At 63.5% G+C, this 21771-nt stretch carries 23 protein-coding genes; 20 read left to right on the top strand and 3 right to left on the bottom strand.

All coding sequences use genetic code 11. The features are described 5' to 3' along the window. The first annotated feature begins 45 nt into the window (after positions 1 to 45). From SB756_RS18740 to SB756_RS18730, 3 genes are all read left to right on the top strand, one after another. Entirely contained in the window at positions 46 to 669 is a 624-nt protein-coding gene (locus SB756_RS18740) for a glutathione S-transferase (RefSeq protein WP_410911364.1), read from the top strand. A 131-nt stretch (positions 670 to 800) separates the two neighbouring features. Further along, on the top strand, positions 801 to 1733 hold the full coding sequence (locus SB756_RS18735) for an ABC transporter ATP-binding protein (RefSeq protein ID WP_409315476.1): 933 nt from the start codon (positions 801 to 803) through the stop codon (positions 1731 to 1733). Then, positions 1730 to 2509, top strand: coding sequence for an ABC transporter permease (locus SB756_RS18730; RefSeq protein ID WP_016500910.1), 780 nt, complete (start codon positions 1730 to 1732; stop codon positions 2507 to 2509). The genes SB756_RS18735 and SB756_RS18730 overlap by 4 nt, the downstream gene beginning before the upstream one ends. Here SB756_RS18730 and SB756_RS18725 read toward each other — a convergent pair. After that, the gene (locus SB756_RS18725; RefSeq protein WP_410911362.1) at positions 2393 to 3031 is read right to left on the bottom strand and encodes a DUF2062 domain-containing protein; all 639 of its coding nucleotides are present in this window, start codon (positions 3029 to 3031) and stop codon (positions 2393 to 2395) included. The genes SB756_RS18730 and SB756_RS18725 overlap by 117 nt on opposite strands. Before the next feature lie 142 nt (positions 3032 to 3173). Here SB756_RS18725 and SB756_RS18720 point away from each other — a divergent pair, with 142 nt between their 5' ends. The 8 genes from SB756_RS18720 (at position 3174) to murB (ending at position 10031) form a co-directional block, all read left to right on the top strand. Then, on the top strand, positions 3174 to 5387 hold the full coding sequence (locus SB756_RS18720; protein ID WP_410911360.1) for a DNA internalization-related competence protein ComEC/Rec2: 2214 nt from the start codon (positions 3174 to 3176) through the stop codon (positions 5385 to 5387). A gap of 104 nt (positions 5388 to 5491) precedes the next feature. Next, positions 5492 to 6127, top strand: a complete 636-nt coding sequence (locus SB756_RS18715; protein ID WP_016500907.1) for a MotA/TolQ/ExbB proton channel family protein — start codon at positions 5492 to 5494, stop codon at positions 6125 to 6127. Then, positions 6124 to 6558 carry an ExbD/TolR family protein gene (locus SB756_RS18710; RefSeq protein ID WP_016500906.1) on the top strand — a complete coding sequence of 145 codons (435 nt, stop codon included), beginning with the start codon at positions 6124 to 6126 and terminating at the stop codon, positions 6556 to 6558. Before SB756_RS18715 ends, SB756_RS18710 begins: the two co-directional genes overlap by 4 nt. Further along, positions 6558 to 7559, top strand: coding sequence for a tetraacyldisaccharide 4'-kinase (gene lpxK, locus SB756_RS18705; protein ID WP_341797944.1), 1002 nt, complete (start codon positions 6558 to 6560; stop codon positions 7557 to 7559). Before SB756_RS18710 ends, lpxK begins: the two co-directional genes overlap by 1 nt. Before the next feature lie 45 nt (positions 7560 to 7604). Continuing rightward, positions 7605 to 7790, top strand: coding sequence for a Trm112 family protein (locus SB756_RS18700; protein ID WP_003247142.1), 186 nt, complete (start codon positions 7605 to 7607; stop codon positions 7788 to 7790). Continuing rightward, the gene (gene kdsB / locus SB756_RS18695) at positions 7787 to 8551 is read left to right on the top strand and encodes a 3-deoxy-manno-octulosonate cytidylyltransferase (protein ID WP_341797945.1); all 765 of its coding nucleotides are present in this window, start codon (positions 7787 to 7789) and stop codon (positions 8549 to 8551) included. The genes SB756_RS18700 and kdsB overlap by 4 nt, the downstream gene beginning before the upstream one ends. Continuing rightward, entirely contained in the window at positions 8551 to 9015 is a 465-nt protein-coding gene (locus SB756_RS18690; protein ID WP_049276734.1) for a low molecular weight protein-tyrosine-phosphatase, read from the top strand. The genes kdsB and SB756_RS18690 overlap by 1 nt, the downstream gene beginning before the upstream one ends. After that, on the top strand, positions 9012 to 10031 hold the full coding sequence (gene murB, locus SB756_RS18685) for a UDP-N-acetylmuramate dehydrogenase (protein ID WP_341797946.1): 1020 nt from the start codon (positions 9012 to 9014) through the stop codon (positions 10029 to 10031). The genes SB756_RS18690 and murB overlap by 4 nt, the downstream gene beginning before the upstream one ends. A gap of 161 nt (positions 10032 to 10192) precedes the next feature. On the opposite strand, the gene rne is transcribed toward murB, so the two are convergent. Further along, positions 10193 to 13444, bottom strand: coding sequence for a ribonuclease E (rne, locus tag SB756_RS18680; RefSeq protein ID WP_410911356.1), 3252 nt, complete (start codon positions 13442 to 13444; stop codon positions 10193 to 10195). A gap of 793 nt (positions 13445 to 14237) precedes the next feature. Here rne and rluC point away from each other — a divergent pair. The 3 genes from rluC to SB756_RS18665 are packed head-to-tail and all read left to right on the top strand — an operon-like array spanning position 14238 to position 16877. Then, on the top strand, positions 14238 to 15194 hold the full coding sequence (rluC, locus tag SB756_RS18675; protein ID WP_043200393.1) for a 23S rRNA pseudouridine(955/2504/2580) synthase RluC: 957 nt from the start codon (positions 14238 to 14240) through the stop codon (positions 15192 to 15194). A 3-nt stretch (positions 15195 to 15197) separates the two neighbouring features. Next, a complete protein-coding gene (locus SB756_RS18670; protein ID WP_410911354.1) occupies positions 15198 to 15872 on the top strand; it encodes an HAD family hydrolase in 675 nt (224 codons plus the stop codon). 6 nt (positions 15873 to 15878) lie between these two features. After that, positions 15879 to 16877: a S49 family peptidase gene (locus SB756_RS18665; RefSeq protein WP_341797949.1), complete on the top strand. Its 999-nt coding sequence runs from the start codon at positions 15879 to 15881 to the stop codon at positions 16875 to 16877. Positions 16878 to 16909: 32 nt separating this feature from the next. On the opposite strand, the gene SB756_RS18660 is transcribed toward SB756_RS18665, so the two are convergent. Then, positions 16910 to 17488, bottom strand: a complete 579-nt coding sequence (locus tag SB756_RS18660; protein WP_341797950.1) for a Maf family protein — start codon at positions 17486 to 17488, stop codon at positions 16910 to 16912. A gap of 95 nt (positions 17489 to 17583) precedes the next feature. On the opposite strand from SB756_RS18660, the gene SB756_RS18655 reads away from it, so the two are divergent. The 6 genes from SB756_RS18655 to acpP all read left to right on the top strand — a co-directional run bounded on the left by SB756_RS18655 (position 17584) and on the right by acpP (position 21583). Then, a complete protein-coding gene (locus tag SB756_RS18655; protein WP_016500896.1) occupies positions 17584 to 18111 on the top strand; it encodes a YceD family protein in 528 nt (175 codons plus the stop codon). Positions 18112 to 18124: 13 nt separating this feature from the next. After that, the gene (gene rpmF, locus SB756_RS18650) at positions 18125 to 18307 is read left to right on the top strand and encodes a 50S ribosomal protein L32 (protein ID WP_016485486.1); all 183 of its coding nucleotides are present in this window, start codon (positions 18125 to 18127) and stop codon (positions 18305 to 18307) included. Between the two features lie 3 nt (positions 18308 to 18310). After that, positions 18311 to 19321, top strand: a complete 1011-nt coding sequence (gene plsX, locus SB756_RS18645) for a phosphate acyltransferase PlsX (RefSeq protein ID WP_016500895.1) — start codon at positions 18311 to 18313, stop codon at positions 19319 to 19321. 127 nt (positions 19322 to 19448) lie between these two features. Continuing rightward, positions 19449 to 20387: an ACP S-malonyltransferase gene (gene fabD / locus SB756_RS18640; protein WP_341797951.1), complete on the top strand. Its 939-nt coding sequence runs from the start codon at positions 19449 to 19451 to the stop codon at positions 20385 to 20387. Positions 20388 to 20402: 15 nt separating this feature from the next. Further along, positions 20403 to 21143, top strand: coding sequence for a 3-oxoacyl-ACP reductase FabG (gene fabG / locus SB756_RS18635; RefSeq protein WP_016500893.1), 741 nt, complete (start codon positions 20403 to 20405; stop codon positions 21141 to 21143). Between the two features lie 203 nt (positions 21144 to 21346). Continuing rightward, positions 21347 to 21583, top strand: coding sequence for an acyl carrier protein (acpP, locus tag SB756_RS18630; protein WP_008096410.1), 237 nt, complete (start codon positions 21347 to 21349; stop codon positions 21581 to 21583). Positions 21584 to 21771: the final 188 nt, after the last annotated feature.

Raw genomic sequence — 21771 nt, 5'->3', positions numbered from 1 at the left:
GTCTGGAGTAGACTGCACCACCTCCGCATTTATAAGGACGTTGCCATGCTGAAGATCTGGGGCCGCAAGAATTCGAGCAATGTGCGCAAGGCACTGTGGATTGCCCAGGAACTGGGCCTTGATTTCGAGTCCATCGACGCCGGTGGCGCTTTCGGCGTGGTCAACGAGCCGCACTACCGCGCCCGCAACCCCAACGGGCTGGTGCCCATGCTCGAAGACGGCGACCTGACCCTGTGGGAGTCCAACACCATCGTCCGCTACCTGTGCGCCGAGTACGGCGCAGAGCAGGGCTGGTACCTGGAGGACCCGCGCCGGCGCGCCTTGGCCGACAAATGGATGGACTGGACCACCTCGTCCTTCGCCGCACCGTTCCGTCCGCTGTTCTGGGGCCTGTTGCGCACCCCGGAAGACCAGCGCGACTGGGTGGCGATCAACGCCGCGCACAAGCAGTGCGCCCAGCTGCTGGCCATTGCCGATGAAACCCTGGCCAAACAGCCCTACCTGTCCGGTGACCGGATCGGCATGGGCGACATCCCACTGGGTAGCTTCATCTATGCCTGGTTCGAAATGCCCATCGAGCGCCCGGCCATGTACAACCTGGAAGCCTGGTATGAACGCCTGAAACAACGCCCGGCCTACCAGGCCGCGGTGATGACCGCGCTCACTTGAACCTGCTTCGATAGTCATTATCAATAGATGTGACTGTACTTGTGCGGCCTGGCCTTGCACCATGGCTGCACTCACTGCGCCAGTGACTTTACCTGGCGTGTCCTGCACCTTTTTTCGGTAAATGACCCGCTATGAGTTCCGCCCTGTCCATCCGACAGCTGACCAAGACCTACGGCAATGGCTTCCAGGCCCTCAAAGGCATCGACCTCGATGTTGCCGAAGGCGACTTCTTCGCCTTGCTCGGCCCCAACGGCGCCGGCAAATCCACCACCATCGGCATTCTCTCCACCCTGGTAAACAAGACCAGCGGCACGGTGAGCGTGTTCGGCCATGACCTGGACCGCGAGCCTTCAGCGCTGAAGCGCTGCCTGGGTGTGGTGCCGCAGGAATTCAACTTCAACCAGTTCGAGAAAACCTTCGACATCGTCGTGACCCAGGCCGGCTATTACGGTATTCCGCCCAAGCTGGCCAAGGAGCGCGCCGAGCAGTACCTGACCCAGCTGGGCCTGTGGGACAAACGTGATGTGCAGTCGCGTTCGTTGTCCGGCGGCATGAAGCGGCGTCTGATGATTGCCCGTGCATTGATCCACGAACCGCGCCTGCTGATCCTGGACGAACCCACCGCCGGGGTGGATATCGAGCTGCGCCGCTCGATGTGGAGCTTCCTCACCGAGCTGAACCAGAAGGGCATCACCATCATCCTCACCACCCACTACCTGGAAGAGGCTGAACAGCTGTGCCGTAACATCGGCATCATCGACCATGGCACCATCGTCGAGAACACCAGCATGCGCCAGTTGCTGGGCAAGCTGCATGTCGAAACCTTCGTGCTCGACCTCAAGCAGGACCTGGCCGCGGCGCCGGTATTGCAGGGCTACCCGTGCCGGCTGCTGACCCCGCATACCCTGGAAGTGCAGGTGGAGAAGGACATCGGCATCACCGCGCTGTTTGGCCAGCTGGCGCTGCAGAACATCGAGGTGCAGAGCTTGCGCAACAAGACCAACCGACTCGAGGAGCTGTTCGTGTCCCTGGTGGAAAAAAACCTGTCGAAGGTGGCCGTATGAGTGTGGAGCTGCGCACCAACTGGGTCGCCCTGAACACCATCGTCTACCGCGAAGTGCGGCGCTTCTTGCGCATCTGGCCGCAGACGTTGCTGCCGCCTGCGATCACCATGGTTTTGTACTTTGTCATCTTCGGTAACCTGATCGGCCGACAGATTGGCGACATGGGTGGCTTCACCTACATGCAGTACATCGTGCCGGGGCTGATCATGATGTCGGTGATCACCAACTCCTACGGCAACGTGGTGTCGAGCTTCTTCGGCAGCAAGTTCCAGCGTTCGATCGAAGAGCTGATGGTGTCACCGGTGTCGCCGCACACCATTCTTGTCGGCTATGTGCTGGGCGGCGTGCTGCGCGGTTTGGCGGTGGGGGTGATCGTAACCATCCTGTCGATGTTCTTCACCGACCTGCAGGTGCACCACCTGGGCGTGACCGTGGTCGTGGTGCTGCTGACGGCCACCATCTTCTCGCTGCTGGGCTTCGTCAACGCCGTGTTTGCGCGCAATTTCGACGATATCTCGATTATCCCGACCTTTGTGCTGACGCCGCTGACCTACCTGGGCGGGGTGTTCTACTCGATCAACCTGCTGCCGCCATTCTGGCAGACCGTGTCGCTGGCCAACCCGGTGCTGCACATGGTGAACTCGTTCCGCTACGGCATCCTAGGGGTGTCGGATATCAGCATTGGCACGGCGATCACCTTCATGCTTGTGGCCACCGCAGTGCTCTACACGTTGTGCATCCGCCTGCTGGTCAGCGGCCGCGGGATGCGGGCATGAGCCCTGTTGTGAACATCTGAGCTTGCGCCGGCGCCACTGCCGGCCAATCCACCAGCGCCAGTACAGCAGGGTGGTGAAGTAGGCGGCAATGCCCAGCACCACCCCGCACACCACCGACCCCAGCAGGAACGGCTGCCACACGGTGGCAAGCTGGTCGGTGATCCAGTCGAACGTCAGTTCGTCGGGCAATGTGCGCGGCGGCACCTGCATCAGCCAGGCGCCGGTCATGTAGGTGACGAAGAACACCGGCGGCATGGTGAGCGGGTTGGTCAGCCACACCAGGCTGACCGCGATCGGCAAGTTGCCACGTACCGGGATTGCCAGCGCCGCCGCCAGCAGCATCTGCATGGGGACGGGAATCAACGCCGCGAACAGGCCCACGCCCATGGCCCGTGCCACCGAATGGCGGTTCAGGTGCCAGAGGTTGGGGTCGTGCAGCAACTTGCCGAAAAAGCGTAAGGACTTGTGTTCCCGAATGCTGGTCGGGTCCGGCATGTAGCGTTTGAAAAGGCGGCGCGGCATGTAGGCTCCCGGAGCGTTGATCCGCGCAGTATGCCCTTAATCCTGCGCAGTCTCGTTTAGAGTTTGTGACAATTGTTGAGCAAGCTTTGCCGGCAATTGAGCTATGCCTCAGGGGGTGATTTACCTTCTGGAGCTCTACCTCATGCGCACAGGGATGTTTGCGCTCGCGCTCGGGCTGCTGTGCCTGGGCTTTCTCCCCGTATTGCCATCGGTCGGATGGCTGCTAGCGCTGGCGACCTTCGCTGTCCTAAGCCTGTTTTCCCGCGCTTGGCCGTTGGGCTGCTTTCTGCTGGGCCTGTGCTGGGCGTGCTGGTCTGCTCAGCACGCCCTGGATGATCGCCTGGCTGACGGCCTGGATGGCCGCACCTTGTGGCTGGAGGGGCGGGTGGTCGGCTTGCCAGCCCGAACGGCGCAAGGCGTGCGCTTCGAGCTGGAGGTAGCACACTCGCGGCGGGCCGAGCTGCCGCAACGGTTGCAACTGAGCTGGTTCGACGGGCCGCCGCTGCGGGCCGGTGAGCAGTGGCGGCTGGCCGTGACCTTGCAGCGCCCCGCCGGGCTGCTCAACCCCCATGGGCCCGACCGGGAGGCGCAACTGCTGGCGCGGCGGGTGGGTGCCACCGGTACGGTAAAAGCCGGGCAACTGCTGGCGCCGGTAACCGGTGGTTGGCGCGATGTGCTGCGTCAGCGTTTGCTGGCGGTCGAAGCCAATGGCCGGCAGGCCGCGTTGGTGGCACTGGTGCTTGGCGACGGCACAGGCCTGGCCCGGGAGGACTGGCAGACGTTGCAAGCCACCGGCACGGTGCACCTGTTGGTGATCTCTGGCCAGCACATCGGCCTGGTGGCCGGCTTGCTGTACGGTCTGGTCGCCGGACTGGCGCGTTGGGGGCTGTGGCCCGCTCGGTTGCCGTGGCTGCCCTGGGCGTGTGGTCTGGCCATGGCGGCGGCGCTGGCCTACGGCTGGCTGGCCGGTGCTGGGGTGCCGGTGCAGCGCGCCTGCCTGATGCTGGCGGTGGTGTTGCTCTGGCGCCTGCGCTTTCGCCACCTCGGTGCGACGCTGCCGCTGTTGCTGGCGCTGGTCGCGGTGCTGCTGGTCGAACCACTGGCAGCGCTGCTGCCTGGGTTCTGGCTGTCATTTACGGCGGTGGCCACGCTTGTCTATTGCTTCAGTGCCCGGCTAGGGGGCTGGCGGCCTTGGCAGGCCTGGACGCGCGCGCAATGGGTGATCGCCATCGGCCTGCTGCCGGTGTTGCTGGCCACGGGCTTGCCGGTGAGCCTGAGTGCGCCGCTGGCCAATCTTGTCGCAGTGCCTTGGGTGAGCGTGGCGGTGCTGCCTTTGGCACTGCTGGGTACGTTGCTGCTGCCACTGGGCGGGGTAGGGGAGGCGTTGCTATGGCTGGCGGGTGGCCTGCTGGATGGGCTGTTCCGGCTGCTGGCGCTGGTGGCGCAGCAGCGTCCGGCATGGGTGGCGCCGGCCCTGCCATTATGGGCCTGGCTATTGGTGAGCCTGGGCGCTCTGTTGGTTTTGCTGCCCCGTGGTGTGCCGCTGCGCGGGTTGGGCGGGGTGATGCTGCTGGCCTTGTGGGTGCCCAGGGAACCGGTGCCCCACGGGCAGGTCGAGGTCTGGCAGCTGGACGTTGGCCAAGGGCTGGCGGTGCTGTTGCGCACCCGGCATCACAGCCTGCTGTACGACGCCGGGCCGGCCAGAGGCGAAAGCGACCTTGGGGAGCGGGTGGTGCTACCGACGTTGCGCAAGCTGGGGGTGGGCAGCCTGGACACGATGGTGATCAGCCACGCGCATGCCGACCATGCGGGTGGTGCCTCGGCCATACAGCGTGGTCTGCCGGTCAGGCGGCTGATCGGCGGGGAAGCGCTGGAAGAAGTGCCATTGCAGCCCTGTGCCAGTGGCGAACAATGGGACTGGGATGGCGTGCGCTTTTCGCTGTGGCGCTGGGCGGCCGGGCAGAGCAGCAATGACCGTTCCTGTGTGCTGTTGGTAGAGGCGCAGGGCGAGCGCTTGCTGCTGGCGGGGGATATGGAAGCTGCTGCCGAACGGGCCTGGCTGGCGGACCATGAAACGCCGCGTATCGACTGGTTGCAGTCACCGCACCATGGCAGCCGCAGTTCGTCGACCGAGGCGTTCATCCGGGCTACTGCGCCGCGTGGGGTATTGATTTCGCGAGGGCGCAACAACAGCTTCGGGCACCCGCATGTTCGGGTGATGGAGCGTTATCAGCGGCATGGGCTGGCGGTGCATGACACGGCGGTGGAGGGGGCATTGAGGTTGGTGGTGGGGCAGCATGGCGAAGTCGAAGGTATGAGGGGGCAGCGGCGGTTTTGGCGGGTTCGAGCTGAGTGAGCGGGAGGCAGGCCGGTGCATACGCCAATTCCCTGACCTCCGGCAGATGAGCCCTCGGCGCGCCTATGGTAGAGTGGCGGCCTTTTTGCGAAGGGGCGTTTACTGTGTGGGAATTGGTCAAGTCCGGTGGTTGGATGATGCTGCCGATCATTCTGAGTTCCATCGCTGCCATGGCTATCGTCGTCGAGCGCCTGTGGACCCTGCGCGCCAGTCGCGTCACCCCGCCGCACCTGCTGGGCCAGGTGTGGATGTGGATCAAGGACAAGCAACTGACCAGTGACAAGCTCAAGGCCCTGCGCGCCGATTCGCCATTGGGCGAAATCCTTGCCGCGGGCCTGGCCAACTCGCGCCATGGCCGCGAAATCATGAAAGAGTGCATCGAGGAAGCCGCCTCGCGCGTCATTCACGAACTGGAGCGCTACATCAGCACGCTCGGCACCATCGCCGCCATGGCCCCGCTGCTGGGCCTGCTGGGCACCGTGCTGGGCATGATCGACATCTTCAGCGCCTTCATGGGCTCGCAGATGAATGCCAATGCGTCCGTGCTGGCCGGTGGTATCTCCAAGGCCCTGGTCACCACTGCGGCCGGCCTGATGGTCGGTATCCCGGCGGTGTTCTTCCACCGCTTCCTGCTGCGCCGCATTGATGAGCTGGTGGTGGGCATGGAACAGGAGGCAATCAAGCTGGTGGAAGTGATCCAGGGCGACCGTGAAGTGGAAGTGGCCGGAGGCAAGGCGTGAAGTTCCGGCGCAATCGCCAGCGGGAGAACGTTGACATCAACCTGGCGTCGTTGATCGACGTGGTGTTCGTCCTGCTGCTGTTCTTCGTGGTCACCACCACCTTCACCCGCGAGACCCAGCTGCGCGTCGAGCTGCCCGAAGCTGCCAGCGCCGAGAAGGCGCCGGCCGACCAGGACAAGCTGGTGGAAATCACCATCAGCGCCGAAGGCGTGTATTCGGTGAACAACCACCTGCTGCCCAAGAGCGACCTGGCCACCTTGAGCGAGGCCATCGAGCGTGAGTCGGGCGGTGACAACAAGCTGCCGCTGGCCATCAGCGCCGACGGCAAGACCCCGCACCAGGCTGTGGTCACCGCAATGGACGCCGCCGGCAAGCTCGGTTTCAGCCAGTTGCGCATGACCACCGTCGAGGCGGCCCAGGGCACGCCTTGATGGCTTTCGCCGACCGTTTGCTCGCCGCCTGGTACGCCGGGCACCCAGCGCTGGCGCTGCTGCGCCCGCTGGAGGCGTTGTACCGCCGCGTGGTCACGCGCAAGCGGGCACGTTTTCTCAGTGGCGAAAGTGCCAGCTACCGGGCGCCAGTGCCAATCATCGTGGTGGGCAACATCACCGTGGGCGGCACCGGCAAGACGCCGATGATTCTCTGGCTGATCGAGCACTGCCGCCAGCAGGGGCTGAAGGTGGGCGTGGTCAGCCGTGGCTATGGTGCCAAGCCGCCGCAGCTGCCCTGGCGGGTGCAGGCCGACCAGCCGGCCGACCAGGCGGGCGATGAACCGCTGCTGATCGTGCAGCGCACCGGCGTGCCGCTGATGATCGACCCCGACCGCTCCCGCGCTGTGCAGGCGTTGTTGGCCAGCGAACCGCTCGACCTGATCCTGTGCGATGACGGCATGCAGCACTACCGCCTGGCCCGCGACCTCGAACTGGTGCTGATCGATGCCGCCCGCGGCCTGGGCAATGGCCGCTGCCTGCCAGCCGGCCCTTTGCGCGAGCCCGCCGAACGCCTGCAGGATGCTGACGCGGTGCTGTTCAACGGTGCCAGTGCCGACCGCGCCGATGGTTTTGGCTTCTGCCTGCAGCCGTCCGCCCTGGTCAACCTGCGCAGCGGCGAGCGTCGTGCCCTCGACCATTTCCCCGCAGGCCAGCGCCTGCACGCGGTGGCCGGTATTGGCAACCCGCAACGTTTCTTCAATACCCTGCTGGGGCTAAACTGGCAGCCGGTTCCGCATCCCTTCGCCGACCATGCACAGTTCAGTGTCCAAAGCCTGGCCTTCAGCCCGCCGCTGCCGCTGGTGATGACCGAGAAGGATGCGGTGAAATGCCGGGCCTTCGCCGCTGATGACTGGTGGTACCTGGCCGTCGAGGCGCAGCCCACGCCGGCTTTCAGCGCCTGGTTCGACAACCAGCTGCAGTGTCTGCTGCGCAAGCCCTGAGCCCGTTTTCAATTTTCGGCCACCTGGCCTAGAAGGAAGCCTCCAATGGACACCAAACTGCTCGATATCCTGGCCTGCCCGATCACCAAGGGCCCGCTCAAGCTCAGCGCCGACAAGACCGAGCTGATCAGCAAGGGCGCTGGCCTGGCCTACCCGATCCGCGACGGCATCCCGGTCATGCTGGAAAGCGAGGCGCGTACCCTGACTGACGACGAGCGTCTGGACAAATGAGCCTGGACTTCACCGTGGTGATCCCCGCCCGGCTGCGCTCCACACGCCTGCCAGGCAAGCCGTTGCTGGCGATTGCCGGCAAGCCGATGGTGCAGCATGTGTGGGAGCAGGCGCGCAAAAGTGCTGCCAGCCGTGTGGTCATCGCCACCGACGACGCCAGTATCCTGGAAGCCTGCCAGGCTTTCGGCGCCGAAGTGCTGATGACCCGTGCCGACCATGAATCGGGCACCGACCGCCTGGCCGAAGTGGCGGCGCACCTGGGCTTGCCGGCTGACGCCATCGTGGTCAACGTGCAGGGCGACGAGCCGCTGATCCCGCCGATGATCATCGACCAGGTGGCGGCCAACCTGGCTGCGCACCCGGAAGCTGGCATCGCCACCCTGGCCGAGCCGATTCATGAGCCGGAAACCGTGTTCAACCCCAACGCGGTCAAGGTGGTGAGCGACAAGAACGGCCTGGCCCTGACGTTCAGCCGCGCGCCGCTGCCCTGGGCCCGCGATGCTTTTGCCAGGGACCGCAACGTGCTGCCAGAAGGCGTGCCGTATCGCCGCCACATCGGCATGTACGCTTACCGCGTCGGCTTCCTGCAGGACTTTGTCGGTTGGGGCCCGTGCGGGCTCGAACAGACCGAAGCGCTGGAGCAGCTGCGTGCCTTGTGGCACGGCGTGCGTATTCACGTCGAGGATGCCATCGAGGCGCCTGCCGTGGGCGTTGATACACCTGAAGACCTGGAGCGCGTAAGGCGCTTGCTGGAGGCTTGATGCGCGTCCTGTTCGTCTGCCTGGGCAACATCTGCCGCTCGCCTACCGCCGAAGGCGTGCTGCGCCATCAATTGCAGGCCGCCGGGCTTGCCGACCGGGTGCAAGTGGCTTCTGCCGGCACCGGCGACTGGCATGTCGGCAAGGCGCCAGACAGTCGCACCTGCAAGGCGGCGCTGGCGCGCGGTTACGACCTGTCGCCGCAGCGCGCCCAGCAGGTCAAGGCGGCGCATTTTGCCGAGTATGACCTGATCCTGGCCATGGACGAGAGCAACCTGCGCGATCTGCGCGCCCTGCGCCCGCACACCGCAGCGGGCGAACTCGACCTGTTCCTGCGCCGCTATGGCTCGGTGCTGGATGAGGTACCTGACCCGTACTACGGCGGAGCTGACGGCTTCGAGCAGGTGCTCGACCTGGTCGAGGCGGCCTGCCAGGCGCTGGTGCTGGAAATCAAGGGGCGGCTATGACAGGGCAGTGGCAGGAGCAGGTATCGCTCAAACCGTACAACACCTTCGGCATAGACGTGAAGGCGCGTTACTTCAGCCAGGTGCAGGATGACCAGCAGGTGCGTCAGGCACTGGGCCAGGCGCAGCAGCGCGGGCTGCCGGTGTTGGTCATCGGTGGTGGTAGCAACCTGCTGCTCACCCGCGATATCGACGCGCTGGTGCTGCACATGGCCAGCCGTGGCTGCCGTGTGCTCAGCGACGATGGTGAACATGTCGTGGTCGAAGCCGAGGCCGGTGAGCCGTGGCATGTATTTGTTCAGTGGACACTGGCGCAGGGCTTTTGCGGGCTGGAAAACCTCAGCCTGATCCCAGGCACCGTGGGCGCCGCACCGATGCAGAACGTGGGCGCCTATGGGGTGGAGATCAAGGACGTGTTTGCCGGCCTGACCGCCCTGGACCGCGAGACGGGCGAACTGCATGACTTCGGTTTGGCAGAATGTGCCTTCGGTTATCGCGACAGCCTGTTCAAGCGCAACCCCGGGCGCTGGTTGATCCTGCGCGTGCGTTTTGCCTTGAGCCGTACCTTGCAGGCCCATCTGGACTATGGCCCGGTGCGTCAGCGCCTGGCGGAGCAGGGCGTGGCCGAGCCGACTGCGCAGGCGATCAGTGATGCTATTTGCAGCATTCGCCGTGAAAAGCTGCCAGACCCGGTGGAGCTCGGCAACGCCGGGAGCTTTTTCAAGAACCCGGTGGTGTCGGCTGGGCTGGTTGAGCGTATTCGTGCGCAATACCCGGCAGTGGTCGCTTATCCTCAGGCCGATGGCCAAGTGAAGCTGGCCGCGGGCTGGTTGATCGAGCAGGCTGGCTGGAAGGGCCATCGCGACGGCGATGCGGGCGTGCATCGCTTGCAGTCGCTGGTGCTGGTCAATTACGGGCATGCGAGCGGGGCGCAGATGCATGCGCTGGCTCAGCAGATCCAGGCGGATATCCTGGAGCGGTTCGGGGTTGAGCTGGAGATGGAGCCTAACCTCTACTGAGCGTTCGGCTTTGTAATTGCGGGGTGGCAGAAATCGAGCGCCGCCCGCGATGCGCCGCGTGGGCGGCGCTCGATCTCATAGGCAATGCGGCAGTAGCGACGAACACAAGAAAAAGCCCCGCCAGTTCGCACTGGCGGGGCTTTTTCATTCAGCCTTGGCTATCAACCGTGATGAGGCTTGTGCTCATCGGCGGCTTCCAGGGCTGGCTCCTCGGTCGCTGCAGCAGCTTCCTGCGCGGCTTTGGCGGCGGCCTCGGCCTCACGCTTGCGGCGGCGCACTTCCCGCGGGTCGTTCGGCGCACGGCCGTTGGCCAGCATGACGGTGGCAGCTTCTGCCTCTACCGGGGCTTCGACCGGGGCAGGTTCGACGACCACAGGTGCAGGCTCTGCGACTACTTCTGGCTGTGCTTCGACAGCCGGTGCAGGCTGCTCGGCAACCGGAGCGGTTTCAACCACGGCCGGAGCCTGTTCGATTTCGCCCGCTTCGACAACAGGCGTTTCAACAGGGGCTTCGGCGACGATGACCGGTTCGGCAGCAGGCGCTTCTTCAACCACGGGTTGCGGGGCGACTTCGACCACAGGCTCGGCGGTGACCTCGGCCACGACAACCGGCTCGCTGACAGGCTGCTCCACCACTGGGGCTACGGCAACTTCTTCAGCCTTGGCGACAGCTTCAACCTGCTCGACCTTTTCAGCCTTCTCGACCGGCTGGGCGGCTTGGCTGTTGTCGGTCTCTGCTGCGGCAGCGACTTCGGCGGTGGCCAGTTCGGCCTGCTGGTTGGCCTGGGCTTCGGCGTCCGCGCTGATGTTGCTGCTGGCAACAGCGGCAGTCACGGCCAGGCCGGCGGCCAGTTCGGCACCCAGCTCGGTGGCCTGGTGCTGTTGTGGCTGCCCTTCGCTGCCTTCTTCCTCTTCGCCACCGTCGATCAGCTCGCCATTGGCGTTGCGCTGGCGCTCACGACGGTTGCTGCGACGACGCTGGCCACGGGAGCGGCGGCGCGGACGCTCGCCATCGGTGCCTTCCTGTTCGTCTTGCAGCAGCTCTTCGTTCGGCAGTTGCTCTTCGGCCAGTTCGGCAGCCTGCTCGGCCGCTTCTTCGGCTACGCGTGGCTGGCGCTCTTCGCGTGGTGGGCGCGGGGCACGTTCTTCGCGTGGGGCGCGTTCTTCGCGAGGAGCACGCTCTTCACGCGGAGCACGTTCTTCACGCGGAGCACGTTCTTCGCGAGGTGCGCGCTCTTCACGCGGAGCACGTTCTTCGCGAGGTGCACGCTCTTCACGTGGGGCGCGTTCTTCACGGGCTACACGCTCTTCACGTGGCTGGCGCTCTTCGCGTTCGGCTGGCGGGGTGGCATCCAGCGGCTCACGCAGTTCGCGCACGCGCTCTTCGCCGCGGTTGCTGCGGCGGTCTTCGCGTGGCTGGCGTGGGGCGCGTTCTTCGCGTGGGGCGCGTTCTTCACGAGGTGCACGCTCTTCACGAGGTGCACGCTCTTCACGTGGCGCGCGTTCTTCACGAGGTGCACGCTCTTCGCGCGGGGCGCGCTCGGCACGTTCTTCACGCGGCTTGCGCTCTTCGTCGCGGCGGCCGTTGCGGTTGCGGCTCTGTTGACGGCCGTTGCGGCGCTCCTCGTTGCGCGGGCTGCGCTCGGCGGCCGGTTTCTCGGCGACGACCGGTGCAGCAGCGGCAGGTTCGTCCTTGCCGGCGAACAGGCTGACCAGCGACTTCACCAGGCCTTTGAACAGGCTTGGCTCTGGGGCGCTCGGGGCCGGGGCGGCCGGGGCGACAGCCTGAGGCTCTTCAGCAACCGGTACCGGCGCGTTGGTGCGGGCCGGGGCGGTCTTGACCGCTGCTTCCTGGCGAACCAGGGTGCGGGTGGCGGTCTGCTGCGGTGCCTCTTCGGCTTCGGTGGTGGCGATCTCGTAGCTGGACTGGTTGTTCAGCACTTCCGGGTTGTCGTCGCGCAGGCGCTGGACTTCGAAGTGCGGAGTTTCCAGGTGATCGTTCGGCAGGATGATGATGCGGGCACGGGTGCGCAGTTCGATCTTGGTGATCGAGTTGCGCTTCTCGTTGAGCAGGAACGCGGCCACTGGGATCGGCACTTGTGCACGGACTTCGGCGGTGCGGTCCTTCAGGGCTTCTTCTTCGATCAGGCGCAGGATGGCCAGCGACAGCGACTCCACGTCACGGATGATGCCGGTGCCGGAGCAGCGTGGGCAGACGATGCCGCTGCTTTCGCCCAGCGATGGGCGCAGGCGCTGACGGGACATTTCCAGCAGGCCGAAGCGCGAGATGCGGCCAACCTGCACGCGGGCACGGTCCGCTTCCAGGCATTCGCGCACGCGTTCTTCAACAGCGCGCTGGTTCTTCGCCGGGGTCATGTCGATGAAGTCGATCACGATCAGGCCGCCGATGTCACGCAGGCGCAGCTGGCGGGCGATTTCCTCGGCCGCTTCCAGGTTGGTCTGCAGGGCGGTTTCTTCGATATCGCTGCCTTTGGTGGCGCGCGCCGAGTTGATGTCGATAGACACCAGGGCTTCGGTCGGGTCGATCACGATCGAGCCACCGGACGGCAGGTCGACCACGCGCTGGAAGGCGGTTTCGATCTGGCTTTCGATCTGGAAGCGGTTGAACAGCGGTACGCTGTCTTCGTACAGTTTCACCTTGCTGGCGTACTGCGGCATCACCTGACGGATGAAGGTCAGGGCCTCTTCCTGGGCGTCGATGCTGTCGATCAGCACTTCACCGATGTCCTGGCGCAGGTAGTCGCGGATGGCGCGGATGATGACGTTGCTTTCCTGGTAGATCAGGAATGGCGCGGCGCGGTCCAGGGACGCTTCCTTGATGGCGGTCCACAGCTGCAGCAGGTAGTCGAGGTCCCACTGCATTTCTTCGCTGCTGCGGCCAAGGCCGGCAGTGCGCACGATCAGGCCCATGTCGCCCGGCACGGTCAGACCGTTCAGGGCTTCGCGCAGTTCGTTGCGCTCTTCGCCTTCGATGCGGCGGGAGATGCCGCCAGCACGCGGGTTGTTGGGCATCAGCACCAGGTAGCGGCCAGCCAGGCTGATGAAGGTGGTGAGGGCGGCGCCTTTGTTGCCGCGCTCTTCCTTCTCGACCTGGACGATGACTTCCTGGCCTTCGCTGAGCACTTCCTTGATGTTCACCCGGCCCTCGGGGGCTTTCTTGAAGTATTCGCGGGAGATTTCTTTCAGCGGCAGGAAGCCGTGACGTTCGGAACCGAAGTCGACGAAGGCGGCTTCGAGGCTGGGTTCGATGCGGGTGATCTTGCCTTTGTAGATGTTGGCCTTTTTCTGCTCACGTGCGCCGGACTCGATGTCCAGGTCGTAGAGGCGTTGGCCGTCCACCAGGGCTACACGCAACTCTTCGGGTTGAGTTGCGTTAATCAGCATTCTTTTCATGTTGTACCGTCGGTTTCCGGGCTGCCGGAAACGGCGTTCGGCACACACGACGTCTCATGGTCGGTGCCAAGGTGCGCAAAGGGTGGCCGGGCCACCCCCGTGTCGAGCGACGTTCGGCACCAGCCGGTTGCCCAGCCTGCCGTTGTCACGACGACGCGTCCTGTTTGCTGCGGTGCCAACAAGGCCCCGGTGGCTTCGAATGGATATCGAATCAACCAAGCGGGCCTTGTGCACTCAGTCAGGAGGAGGAATCAACCTTCAGCCGTGGACGCCCGGGGGCATCTGTTCAGGACCTTATCCGCTCGCCAGCCGTCAGTGGCTGGTGGCCGGACGCGGTGCTACACGGTCCGAGGGCTGTGCATCTCCACCCTGCACGTATCCCTGATAATTCGGGTGCTGCCGCGCGCTGAATCCGCAACGGGTTGCATTTTTCGCCACTGCAGGTACTGCACTGGCGCCATTCATGTCCAAGGCAGGTATTTCCGAAGCATTCGCCGTGCGTTGCGTGGAAGCGACTCGCGGGCAGAGGTACTGCGAAAAGAATCGGGTAAGCAGGTGAAACACCGCACTTGTCGTTTTTTTTCGCTCTTCTCTACACAGCGCTGGTGGCGATTCCAGGCAATTCGGTAAACTGGCGAAAACCCCGTAGGACGGCCTCGCGTCCTGGAGAATTGCGTTGGTCAGGGCCGGCTGAAAGCCTGGTGCCGCTGGCCTGCCGCTTTTGGCGGCGTTCGCGACTATAGCAGCAATGATTAAGTGCTTCAATTCCATAAAAAATTGTTATGATCCCGCAATGACGACCAATACCCCTCCGACTTCCGGCGTACAGCTGATCGAAGTCGCGCCGGAGCTTGCCGGCCAACGCATCGATAATTTCCTCATCACGGCCCTCAAGGGCGTGCCCAAGACCTTGGTCTACCGCATCCTGCGCAAGGGTGAAGTACGGGTGAACAAAGGTCGGGTAAAGCCTGAGTACAAGATCCAGGCCGGCGATATCGTGCGGGTACCGCCCGTCCGCCTGCCGGAGCGTGACGAGCCGGCGCCGGTGGCTCAGGGCTTGCTGCAACGCCTTGAGGCGGCCATTGTCTACGAAGACAAGGCGTTGATCGTGATGAACAAGCCATCCGGCATTGCCGTGCATGGCGGCAGCGGCCTGAGCTTTGGCGTGATCGAAGCGCTGCGCCAGCTGCGCCCGGACGCCAAGGAGCTGGAGCTGGTACACCGCCTGGACCGTGACACCTCCGGCCTGCTGATGATCGCCAAGAAGCGCAGCATGCTGCGCCACCTGCATGCCGCCCTGCGTGGCGATGGCGTCGACAAGCGCTACATGGCGCTGGTGCGCGGCCACTGGCCGACCTCGAAGAAGCAGGTAAACGCCCCGTTGCTCAAGAGCAACCTGCGCTCCGGCGAGCGCATGGTCGAAGTGAACGAAGAGGGCAAGGAGGCGTTGACCCTGTTCCGCGTGCTGCGCCGCTTTGGCGAGTTCGCCACCATTGTCGAGGCCCGTCCGATCACTGGGCGTACCCACCAGATCCGCGTGCACACACTGCATGCCGGGCACATGATTGCCGGTGACAGCAAGTACGGTGACGAAGACTTCAGTCGCGAAATTCGCGAGTTGGGGGGCAAGCGCCTGTTCCTGCATGCCTATGCGCTGACCGTGCCGCTGCCGGACGGTGGTGAGCTGAAGCTTGAAGCGCCTGTGGATGAAGTCTGGGCGAAAACCATTGAACGTCTGAGTGCGTCCTGATCCATGAATAAAGGCTATGAGCTACTGATCTTCGACTGGGACGGTACCCTGGCCGATTCCATCGGGCGTATTGTCGAGGCCATGAATGCCGCCGCCGAGCGTGCCGGCGAGGCGCCCAGCCAAGACGACGCGGTCAAGGGCATCATCGGTCTGGCCCTGGGTGAGGCGATCCATACCCTGTACCCGCACCTGGCGCCTGTGCAGGTCGAGCGCTTCCGTCAGCACTATGCCGATATCTACATGGCGCTGGACCAGCAGCCTTCGCCGCTGTTCGAGGGCGTGGTCGAGTCGCTGGATGCCTTCCGTGCCGAGGGTTACCGCCTGGCGGTGGCCACAGGCAAGGCGCGTCGTGGGCTGGATCGGGTGCTCAAGGCCAATGGCTGGGAGGCGTTCTTTGACATCACTCGCGCTGCTGACGAAACCCGCGGCAAGCCGCATCCGCTGATGCTTGAGGAAATTCTCGGCCATTGCGGCGTCGAACCGGGGCGGGCGCTGATGGTCGGAGATTCGGCATTCGACCTGCAGATGGCCAGCAATGCCGGCATGCATTCGGTGGCGGTGGGCTATGGTGCCATGTCGCTGCAGGCGCTGGCCGAGTTTGGTCCGCAGGTGTGCATCGATCACTTTTCCCAGCTGCGTGAGTGGCTGGGCGGTTCCGCAATTCCACTTCCAAGGTAGGTAAGCATGGCAGACGAATGGAAAGCCCCCGAGGCCGAACCCGAGGAGCGCGAAGGGCGCGAAGAGCGCAAGAGCTGGCAGCTGCTGGAAAAGACCTTGCTGGCCAGTGTGCAGGAGCAGCGCCGGGCGCGGCGCTGGGGGATCTTCTTCAAGCTGCTGACTTTCATCTACCTCTTCGGCTTCCTGGCATTGTTCACGCCGCTGATGGACATGGACAAGGCGGCATCGCGCAGTGCCAGCCATACCGCGCTGGTCGAGGTGCGCGGGGTGATTGCCGACCAGGAGGGCGCCAGCGCCGACAACATCGTCAAGAGCCTGCGCGACGCGTTCAAGGACAGCAAGACCAAGGCCGTGGTCATGCGCATCAACAGCCCGGGCGGCAGCCCGGTGCAGGCGGGTTACGTGTATGACGAAATCCGCCGCCTGCGTGCTGAATACCCGGCTATCAAGCTGTATGCAGTCATCGCGGATCTCGGCGCTTCTGGTGCCTATTACATTGCCAGTGCAGCGGATGAGATCTACGCCGATAAAGCCAGCCTGGTGGGTTCCATTGGTGTGACGGCGGCCGGTTATGGCTTTGTCGGCACCATGGAGAAGCTAGGGGTGGAACGGCGTTCCTATACCTCGGGCGAGCACAAGGCCTTCCTCGATCCGTTCTCGCCTGAAAAGCCCGAAGAAACCCGATTCTGGCAGGGTGTGCTGGATACCACTCACCAGCAGTTCATTGCCATGGTCAAGCAGGGGCGGGGCGAGCGGCTGAAGGACAAGGAGCATCCTGAGTTGTTCAGCGGCCTGATCTGGTCGGGCGAGCAGGCCAAGGCGTTGGGGCTGGTAGATGGGCTGGGCAGTGCCAGCTATGTGGCGCGTGAGATTGTCGGCGAGAAAGAGCTGGTGGACTTCACCGTCCAGGAGTCGCCTTTCGACCGTTTCTCCAAGCGCGTAGGTGCCAGCGTGGCTGAGCACCTGGCGATGTGGATGGGGTTCCAAGGGCCTCAGCTACGCTGAAGCTGCTGGGGGCGCTTTGCGGCCCCCAAATATCAAGGGATGACAACCCCTTCCTTGGTCAGCATATCCACCAACCGAATCAGCGGCAGGCCGATCAGGCTGGTCGCATCGCACCCGTGGGTGCTCTGAAACAAACTCACCCCCAAGCCCTCTGCCTTGAAGCTCCCTGCGCAATCCAGTGGCTGTTCCGCCGTCACATAGCGCTCCACCCGCTCCCGGCTTAATTCGCGCAGCGTCACCGTAAACGGCACGCAGTCCACCTGGCAGTGCCCGGTCGCGCTATTGAGCAATGCCAATCCGGTCAGAAAGCTCACCTGCTGCCCGCTGCACTCCAGCAGTTGCTCGCAAGCCCGCTCGAATGTGTGTGGTTTGCCCAGCACCTGTTCGCCCAGTACTGCAACCTGGTCCGAACCGATAATCAGGTGCGCGGGGTGGCTACCCGCCAAGGCCTCGGCCTTTTGCCTGGCCAGCCGGCGCACCAGTTCCACGGCGGGCTCGTCATCCCGTCGCTGTTCGTCTATATCGGGGCTTGCCCAAGTGAAGGGCAGGCGCAGGCGTGTCAGCAGTTCGCGGCGATAGGCAGAGCTGGAAGCCAGTAACAAAGGAAGCATGGTAGACTCCGTTTCGGTTGAACCAATCCTATCACGCACGATGCCGCCGAATTTCCTTTGACAGGGACGGGGGGCATCCCTAGAATGCTGCGCCTATGTTGAATGACCCGATTCCACCTCACGTTGACCCGCGCAAATTAGCCGATCGTGGCGTAACCCTCAACGGTTCGCTGCAACTCGCTGATTTGGAAAGACTCTGCGACCCGCTTTCCGACAATGTCGGTACGGTGCAGGCGAAGTTCGATTTTGAACGAGATGAACAGCACGTGGTGGTTATCCACACCGAGCTGAACGTCGAGGTCAAGATGGTTTGCCAGCGTTGTCTTGAGCTGGTCACCCTGCCGATCTACAGCGAATGTACATACGCTGTGGTGAAGGAGGGTGCGAATACCCAGTCGTTGCCGAAAGGCTATGACGTGCTGGAACTGGGCGAAGATCCTTTGGATCTGCAGGCATTGGTCGAGGAGGAGCTTCTGCTCGCCTTGCCAATCGTGCCTGCTCACCATCCGGAAGAATGCCAGCAGCCGGCGGGCGCAGACGAGCCCGAATCGAGCAAGGACGAGGTATCGCGGTCCAACCCGTTCAGTGTTTTGGCGCAGTTAAAGCGTGACCCAAACGTTTAGGAGTTAATCAATTATGGCTGTTCAGCAGAACAAAAAATCCCGCTCTGCCCGTGACATGCGCCGTTCGCACGACGCCCTGTCGGAAAACGCGCTGTCGGTAGAGAAAACCACCGGTGAAATTCACCTGCGCCACCACGTTTCGCCAGAAGGCGTATACCGTGGTCGTAAAGTGATCGATAAGGGCGCTGACGAGTAATCCTTGTCCGCTCAGATCATCGCGATCGACGCAATGGGCGGGGACTTCGGTCCCCGCAGCATTGTCCAGGCTAGCATTGCCTGCCTTTCGGCTACCCCCTCGCTGCACCTGACCCTCGTCGGTCAACCCTCCCTCCTAGAAGATCTTGTCAGCGGCCTTGCAGCTGCGGATCGCGCGCGCCTGCAGATTGTCGCCGCCAGTGAGGTGATCGGTATGGACGAGCGGCCCTCCCAGGCGCTACGCGGCAAGCCGGACTCGTCGATGCGCATCGCCCTCGAACTGGTGCGTGACGGCAAGGCCCAGGCCTGCGTCAGTGCCGGCAACACCGGGGCGCTGATGGCGCTGTCACGCTTCGTGCTCAAAACCTTGCCGGGTATCGATCGGCCAGCCATGGTGGCGGCGATCCCGACCCAGGCGGGTTACTGCCAGCTGCTGGACCTGGGTGCCAATGTCGATTGCAGCGCCGAGAACCTCTATCAGTTCGCGGTGATGGGCTCGGTGGCCGCCCAGGCCCTGGGTGTGCATCGGCCGCGTGTGGCATTGCTGAATATCGGTACCGAGGACATCAAGGGCAACCAGCAGGTCAAGCTGGCGGCCACGCTGTTGCAGAACGCTCGCGGCCTTAACTACGTCGGTTTCGTCGAAGGGGATGGCCTGTACAGAGGGGAGGCGGACGTGGTGGTGTGCGACGGTTTTGTCGGCAACATCCTGCTTAAATCCAGCGAGGGCCTGGCAACGATGATCGGTGCGCGCATCGAAAAGCTGTTCAAGGGCGGTGCATTTGCCCGGGTTGCCGGGGCCGTGGCCATGCCGCTGCTCAAGCGCCTGCAGGCCGACCTGGCGCCGGCGCGTCACAACGGTGCGAGCTTTCTGGGGTTGCAGGGTATCGTCATCAAGAGCCATGGCTCGGCAGGCGTGCAGGGTTTTCAGAGCGCCATTCAGCGCGCGCTGATCGAGATCCAGGAAAACCTGCCGCAGCGCCTGCATGGGCGCCTCGAAGACCTGTTGCCTTAGGCATTTCGCCGATGAAGTGCTTAAATGTGACCGCTTGGTCTGTGTTTCCATCCAAGTTTTCAGATTCTGCGTCTAGCCCCGGGCTCGGCGCACCCTATCCGACGACAAGATCATAAGGGCTTGTTCAATGTCTGCATCCCTCGCATTTGTCTTTCCCGGTCAAGGTTCCCAGTCGCTGGGCATGCTCAATGAACTCGGCGCCGAGAAGCCGGTAATCGTCGAGACCTTCAAGGAAGCGTCCGAAGCTCTGGGCTACGACCTGTGGAAGCTGGTCCAGGAAGGGCCGGAAGAGCAACTCAACCAAACCGACAAGACTCAGCCGGCGATCCTCGCTGCCTCCATCGCGCTGTGGCGCCTATGGCTGGAAGAGGGCGGCGCGAAGCCGGCCTTCGTTTCCGGTCACAGCCTGGGTGAGTACAGTGCGTTGGTCGCGGCGGGCAGCCTGTCGCTCAAAGATGCAGTGAAGCTGGTCAAGCGCCGCGGCGAACTGATGCAGGAAGCCGTGCCTGCCGGTCACGGTGCCATGGCCGCGATTCTCGGGCTGGACGACGCTGTCGTTGTCGAGATCTGTGCCAAGGCTGCCGAAGACGAAGTGGTCAGCGCAGTGAATTTCAACTCGCCAGGCCAGGTCGTGATCGCCGGTAACAAGGCGGCGGTAGACCGCGCCATGGCGCTGTGCAAAGAGGCCGGTGCCAAGCGCACTCTGCCGCTGCCGGTCAGCGTGCCGTCGCACTGCGCACTGATGAAGCCGGCTGCCGAGCGTTTTGCCGAATCGGTCAACGCCATCGAATGGAAGGCCCCACAGATTCCGGTGGTGCAGAACGTCACCGCCGCCATCGCCGCCGACCTCGATGCGCTCAAGCATGACTTGCTGGCGCAGCTGTACCAGCCGGTACGCTGGGTCGAGTGCGTGCAGACGCTCGCCGCAAACGGCGCGGTCAACCTGGTCGAGTGCGGCCCGGGCAAGGTCCTGGCTGGCCTGAACAAGCGTTGCGCCGACGGCGTGACCACCTACAACCTCAATACCCCTGACGCCGTTGCCGCCACCCGCGCGGCACTGGCCTGATTTGGAGAAGCTTGCATGAGCCTGCAAGGTAAAGTTGCACTGGTCACCGGCGCCAGCCGTGGCATTGGCCAGGCCATCGCCCTCGAGCTGGGCCGCCAGGGCGCGACCGTGATCGGTACCGCCACTTCGGCCTCCGGCGCCGAGCGCATCGCTGCCACCCTGAAAGAGCACGGCATCACCGGTACCGGCATGGAGCTGAACGTGACCAGCGCCGAATCCGTTGAAGCTGTTCTGGGTGCCATCGCCGAACAGTTTGGCGCGCCGGCCATCCTGGTCAACAACGCCGGTATCACTCGCGACAACCTCATGCTGCGCATGAAGGACGACGAGTGGTTCGACGTGATCGACACCAACCTGAACAGCCTCTACCGTCTGTCCAAGGGCGTGCTGCGTGGCATGACCAAGGCACGTTGGGGTCGTATCATCAGCATCGGCTCGGTCGTCGGTGCAATGGGTAACGCTGGCCAGGCCAACTACGCCGCCGCCAAGGCTGGCCTGGAAGGCTTCAGCCGCGCCCTCGCGCGTGAAGTGGGCTCGCGTGGCATCACCGTAAACTCGGTGACTCCGGGCTTCATCGACACCGACATGACCCGCGAACTGCCAGAAGCGCAGCGTGAAGCCCTGCAAACCCAGATTCCGCTGGGCCGCTTGGGCCAGGCTGATGAAATCGCCAAGGTGGTTTCGTTCCTGGCGTCCGACGGCGCGGCCTACGTGACCGGTGCTACCGTGCCGGTCAACGGCGGGATGTACATGTAACACTGCAACTCAATGTGACGGATTTCGTAAAAAAAGAGTCATACTGCGAGCCTAAAATCCGTTATAAAGCTGCAACCAGATTCCAGGCGGCGGGTGCGGTGACTGGTTTGAAGGTGCGTTTAGCTTGAAAAGCGAACGTCTTTCTATAAAATTAGCCACCGGCCAGCTGCCTGACATATATCCATTAGGAGTGAAAACTAGGTATGAGCACCATCGAAGAACGCGTCAAGAAAATCGTCGCCGAGCAACTGGGCGTGAAGGAAGAGGAAGTGACTAACGAGAAGTCCTTCGTCGATGACCTGGGTGCCGATTCGCTTGACACCGTTGAGCTGGTGATGGCTCTGGAAGAGGAATTCGAGACCGAAATCCCTGACGAAGAAGCCGAGAAAATCACTACCGTTCAAGCCGCTATCGACTACGTCAACAGCCACAAGGCCTAAGACGCTGTAGTCGTCGCTATTTGACGAGAAAAACCGCACTGCCTTTGCCGGCGTGCGGTTTTTTCTTTGCGAACGTGCTGCTTTCGGGCGAGCCGGCTTCGCTGACCGCGCACCAAGAGCCTGTTGCCATTCCATTCCTGCGCTTGAATGTAATCGCAAGAGACTCTGTTATTAGAAAAGGAGAGTAC

Origin of the sequence: Pseudomonas sp. SIMBA_068 (genome assembly GCF_046534705.1) — a bacterium.
Taxonomy (GTDB): Bacteria; Pseudomonadota; Gammaproteobacteria; order Pseudomonadales; family Pseudomonadaceae; genus Aquipseudomonas; species Aquipseudomonas putida.
Note: the sequence above shows the minus strand (reverse complement) of the source record. Positions and strands in the feature narration are given on the sequence as shown.

What these genes read in the sequence shown, in the direction of transcription:
- SB756_RS18740 (WP_410911364.1), top strand. Translation starts at nt 46, where the DNA reads ATGCTGAAGATCTGGGGCCGCAAGAATTCGAGCAATGTGCGCAAGGCA.
- SB756_RS18735 (WP_409315476.1), top strand. Translation starts at nt 801, where the DNA reads ATGAGTTCCGCCCTGTCCATCCGACAGCTGACCAAGACCTACGGCAAT.
- SB756_RS18730 (WP_016500910.1), top strand. Translation starts at nt 1,730, where the DNA reads ATGAGTGTGGAGCTGCGCACCAACTGGGTCGCCCTGAACACCATCGTC.
- SB756_RS18725 (WP_410911362.1), bottom strand. Translation starts at nt 3,031, where the DNA reads ATGCCGCGCCGCCTTTTCAAACGCTACATGCCGGACCCGACCAGCATT.
- SB756_RS18720 (WP_410911360.1), top strand. Translation starts at nt 3,174, where the DNA reads ATGCGCACAGGGATGTTTGCGCTCGCGCTCGGGCTGCTGTGCCTGGGC.
- lpxK (WP_341797944.1), top strand. Translation starts at nt 6,558, where the DNA reads ATGGCTTTCGCCGACCGTTTGCTCGCCGCCTGGTACGCCGGGCACCCA.
- SB756_RS18700 (WP_003247142.1), top strand. Translation starts at nt 7,605, where the DNA reads ATGGACACCAAACTGCTCGATATCCTGGCCTGCCCGATCACCAAGGGC.
- kdsB (WP_341797945.1), top strand. Translation starts at nt 7,787, where the DNA reads ATGAGCCTGGACTTCACCGTGGTGATCCCCGCCCGGCTGCGCTCCACA.
- SB756_RS18690 (WP_049276734.1), top strand. Translation starts at nt 8,551, where the DNA reads ATGCGCGTCCTGTTCGTCTGCCTGGGCAACATCTGCCGCTCGCCTACC.
- murB (WP_341797946.1), top strand. Translation starts at nt 9,012, where the DNA reads ATGACAGGGCAGTGGCAGGAGCAGGTATCGCTCAAACCGTACAACACC.
- rne (WP_410911356.1), bottom strand. Translation starts at nt 13,444, where the DNA reads ATGAAAAGAATGCTGATTAACGCAACTCAACCCGAAGAGTTGCGTGTA.
- rluC (WP_043200393.1), top strand. Translation starts at nt 14,238, where the DNA reads ATGACGACCAATACCCCTCCGACTTCCGGCGTACAGCTGATCGAAGTC.
- SB756_RS18670 (WP_410911354.1), top strand. Translation starts at nt 15,198, where the DNA reads ATGAATAAAGGCTATGAGCTACTGATCTTCGACTGGGACGGTACCCTG.
- SB756_RS18665 (WP_341797949.1), top strand. Translation starts at nt 15,879, where the DNA reads ATGGCAGACGAATGGAAAGCCCCCGAGGCCGAACCCGAGGAGCGCGAA.
- SB756_RS18660 (WP_341797950.1), bottom strand. Translation starts at nt 17,488, where the DNA reads ATGCTTCCTTTGTTACTGGCTTCCAGCTCTGCCTATCGCCGCGAACTG.
- SB756_RS18655 (WP_016500896.1), top strand. Translation starts at nt 17,584, where the DNA reads ATGTTGAATGACCCGATTCCACCTCACGTTGACCCGCGCAAATTAGCC.
- rpmF (WP_016485486.1), top strand. Translation starts at nt 18,125, where the DNA reads ATGGCTGTTCAGCAGAACAAAAAATCCCGCTCTGCCCGTGACATGCGC.
- fabD (WP_341797951.1), top strand. Translation starts at nt 19,449, where the DNA reads ATGTCTGCATCCCTCGCATTTGTCTTTCCCGGTCAAGGTTCCCAGTCG.
- fabG (WP_016500893.1), top strand. Translation starts at nt 20,403, where the DNA reads ATGAGCCTGCAAGGTAAAGTTGCACTGGTCACCGGCGCCAGCCGTGGC.
- acpP (WP_008096410.1), top strand. Translation starts at nt 21,347, where the DNA reads ATGAGCACCATCGAAGAACGCGTCAAGAAAATCGTCGCCGAGCAACTG.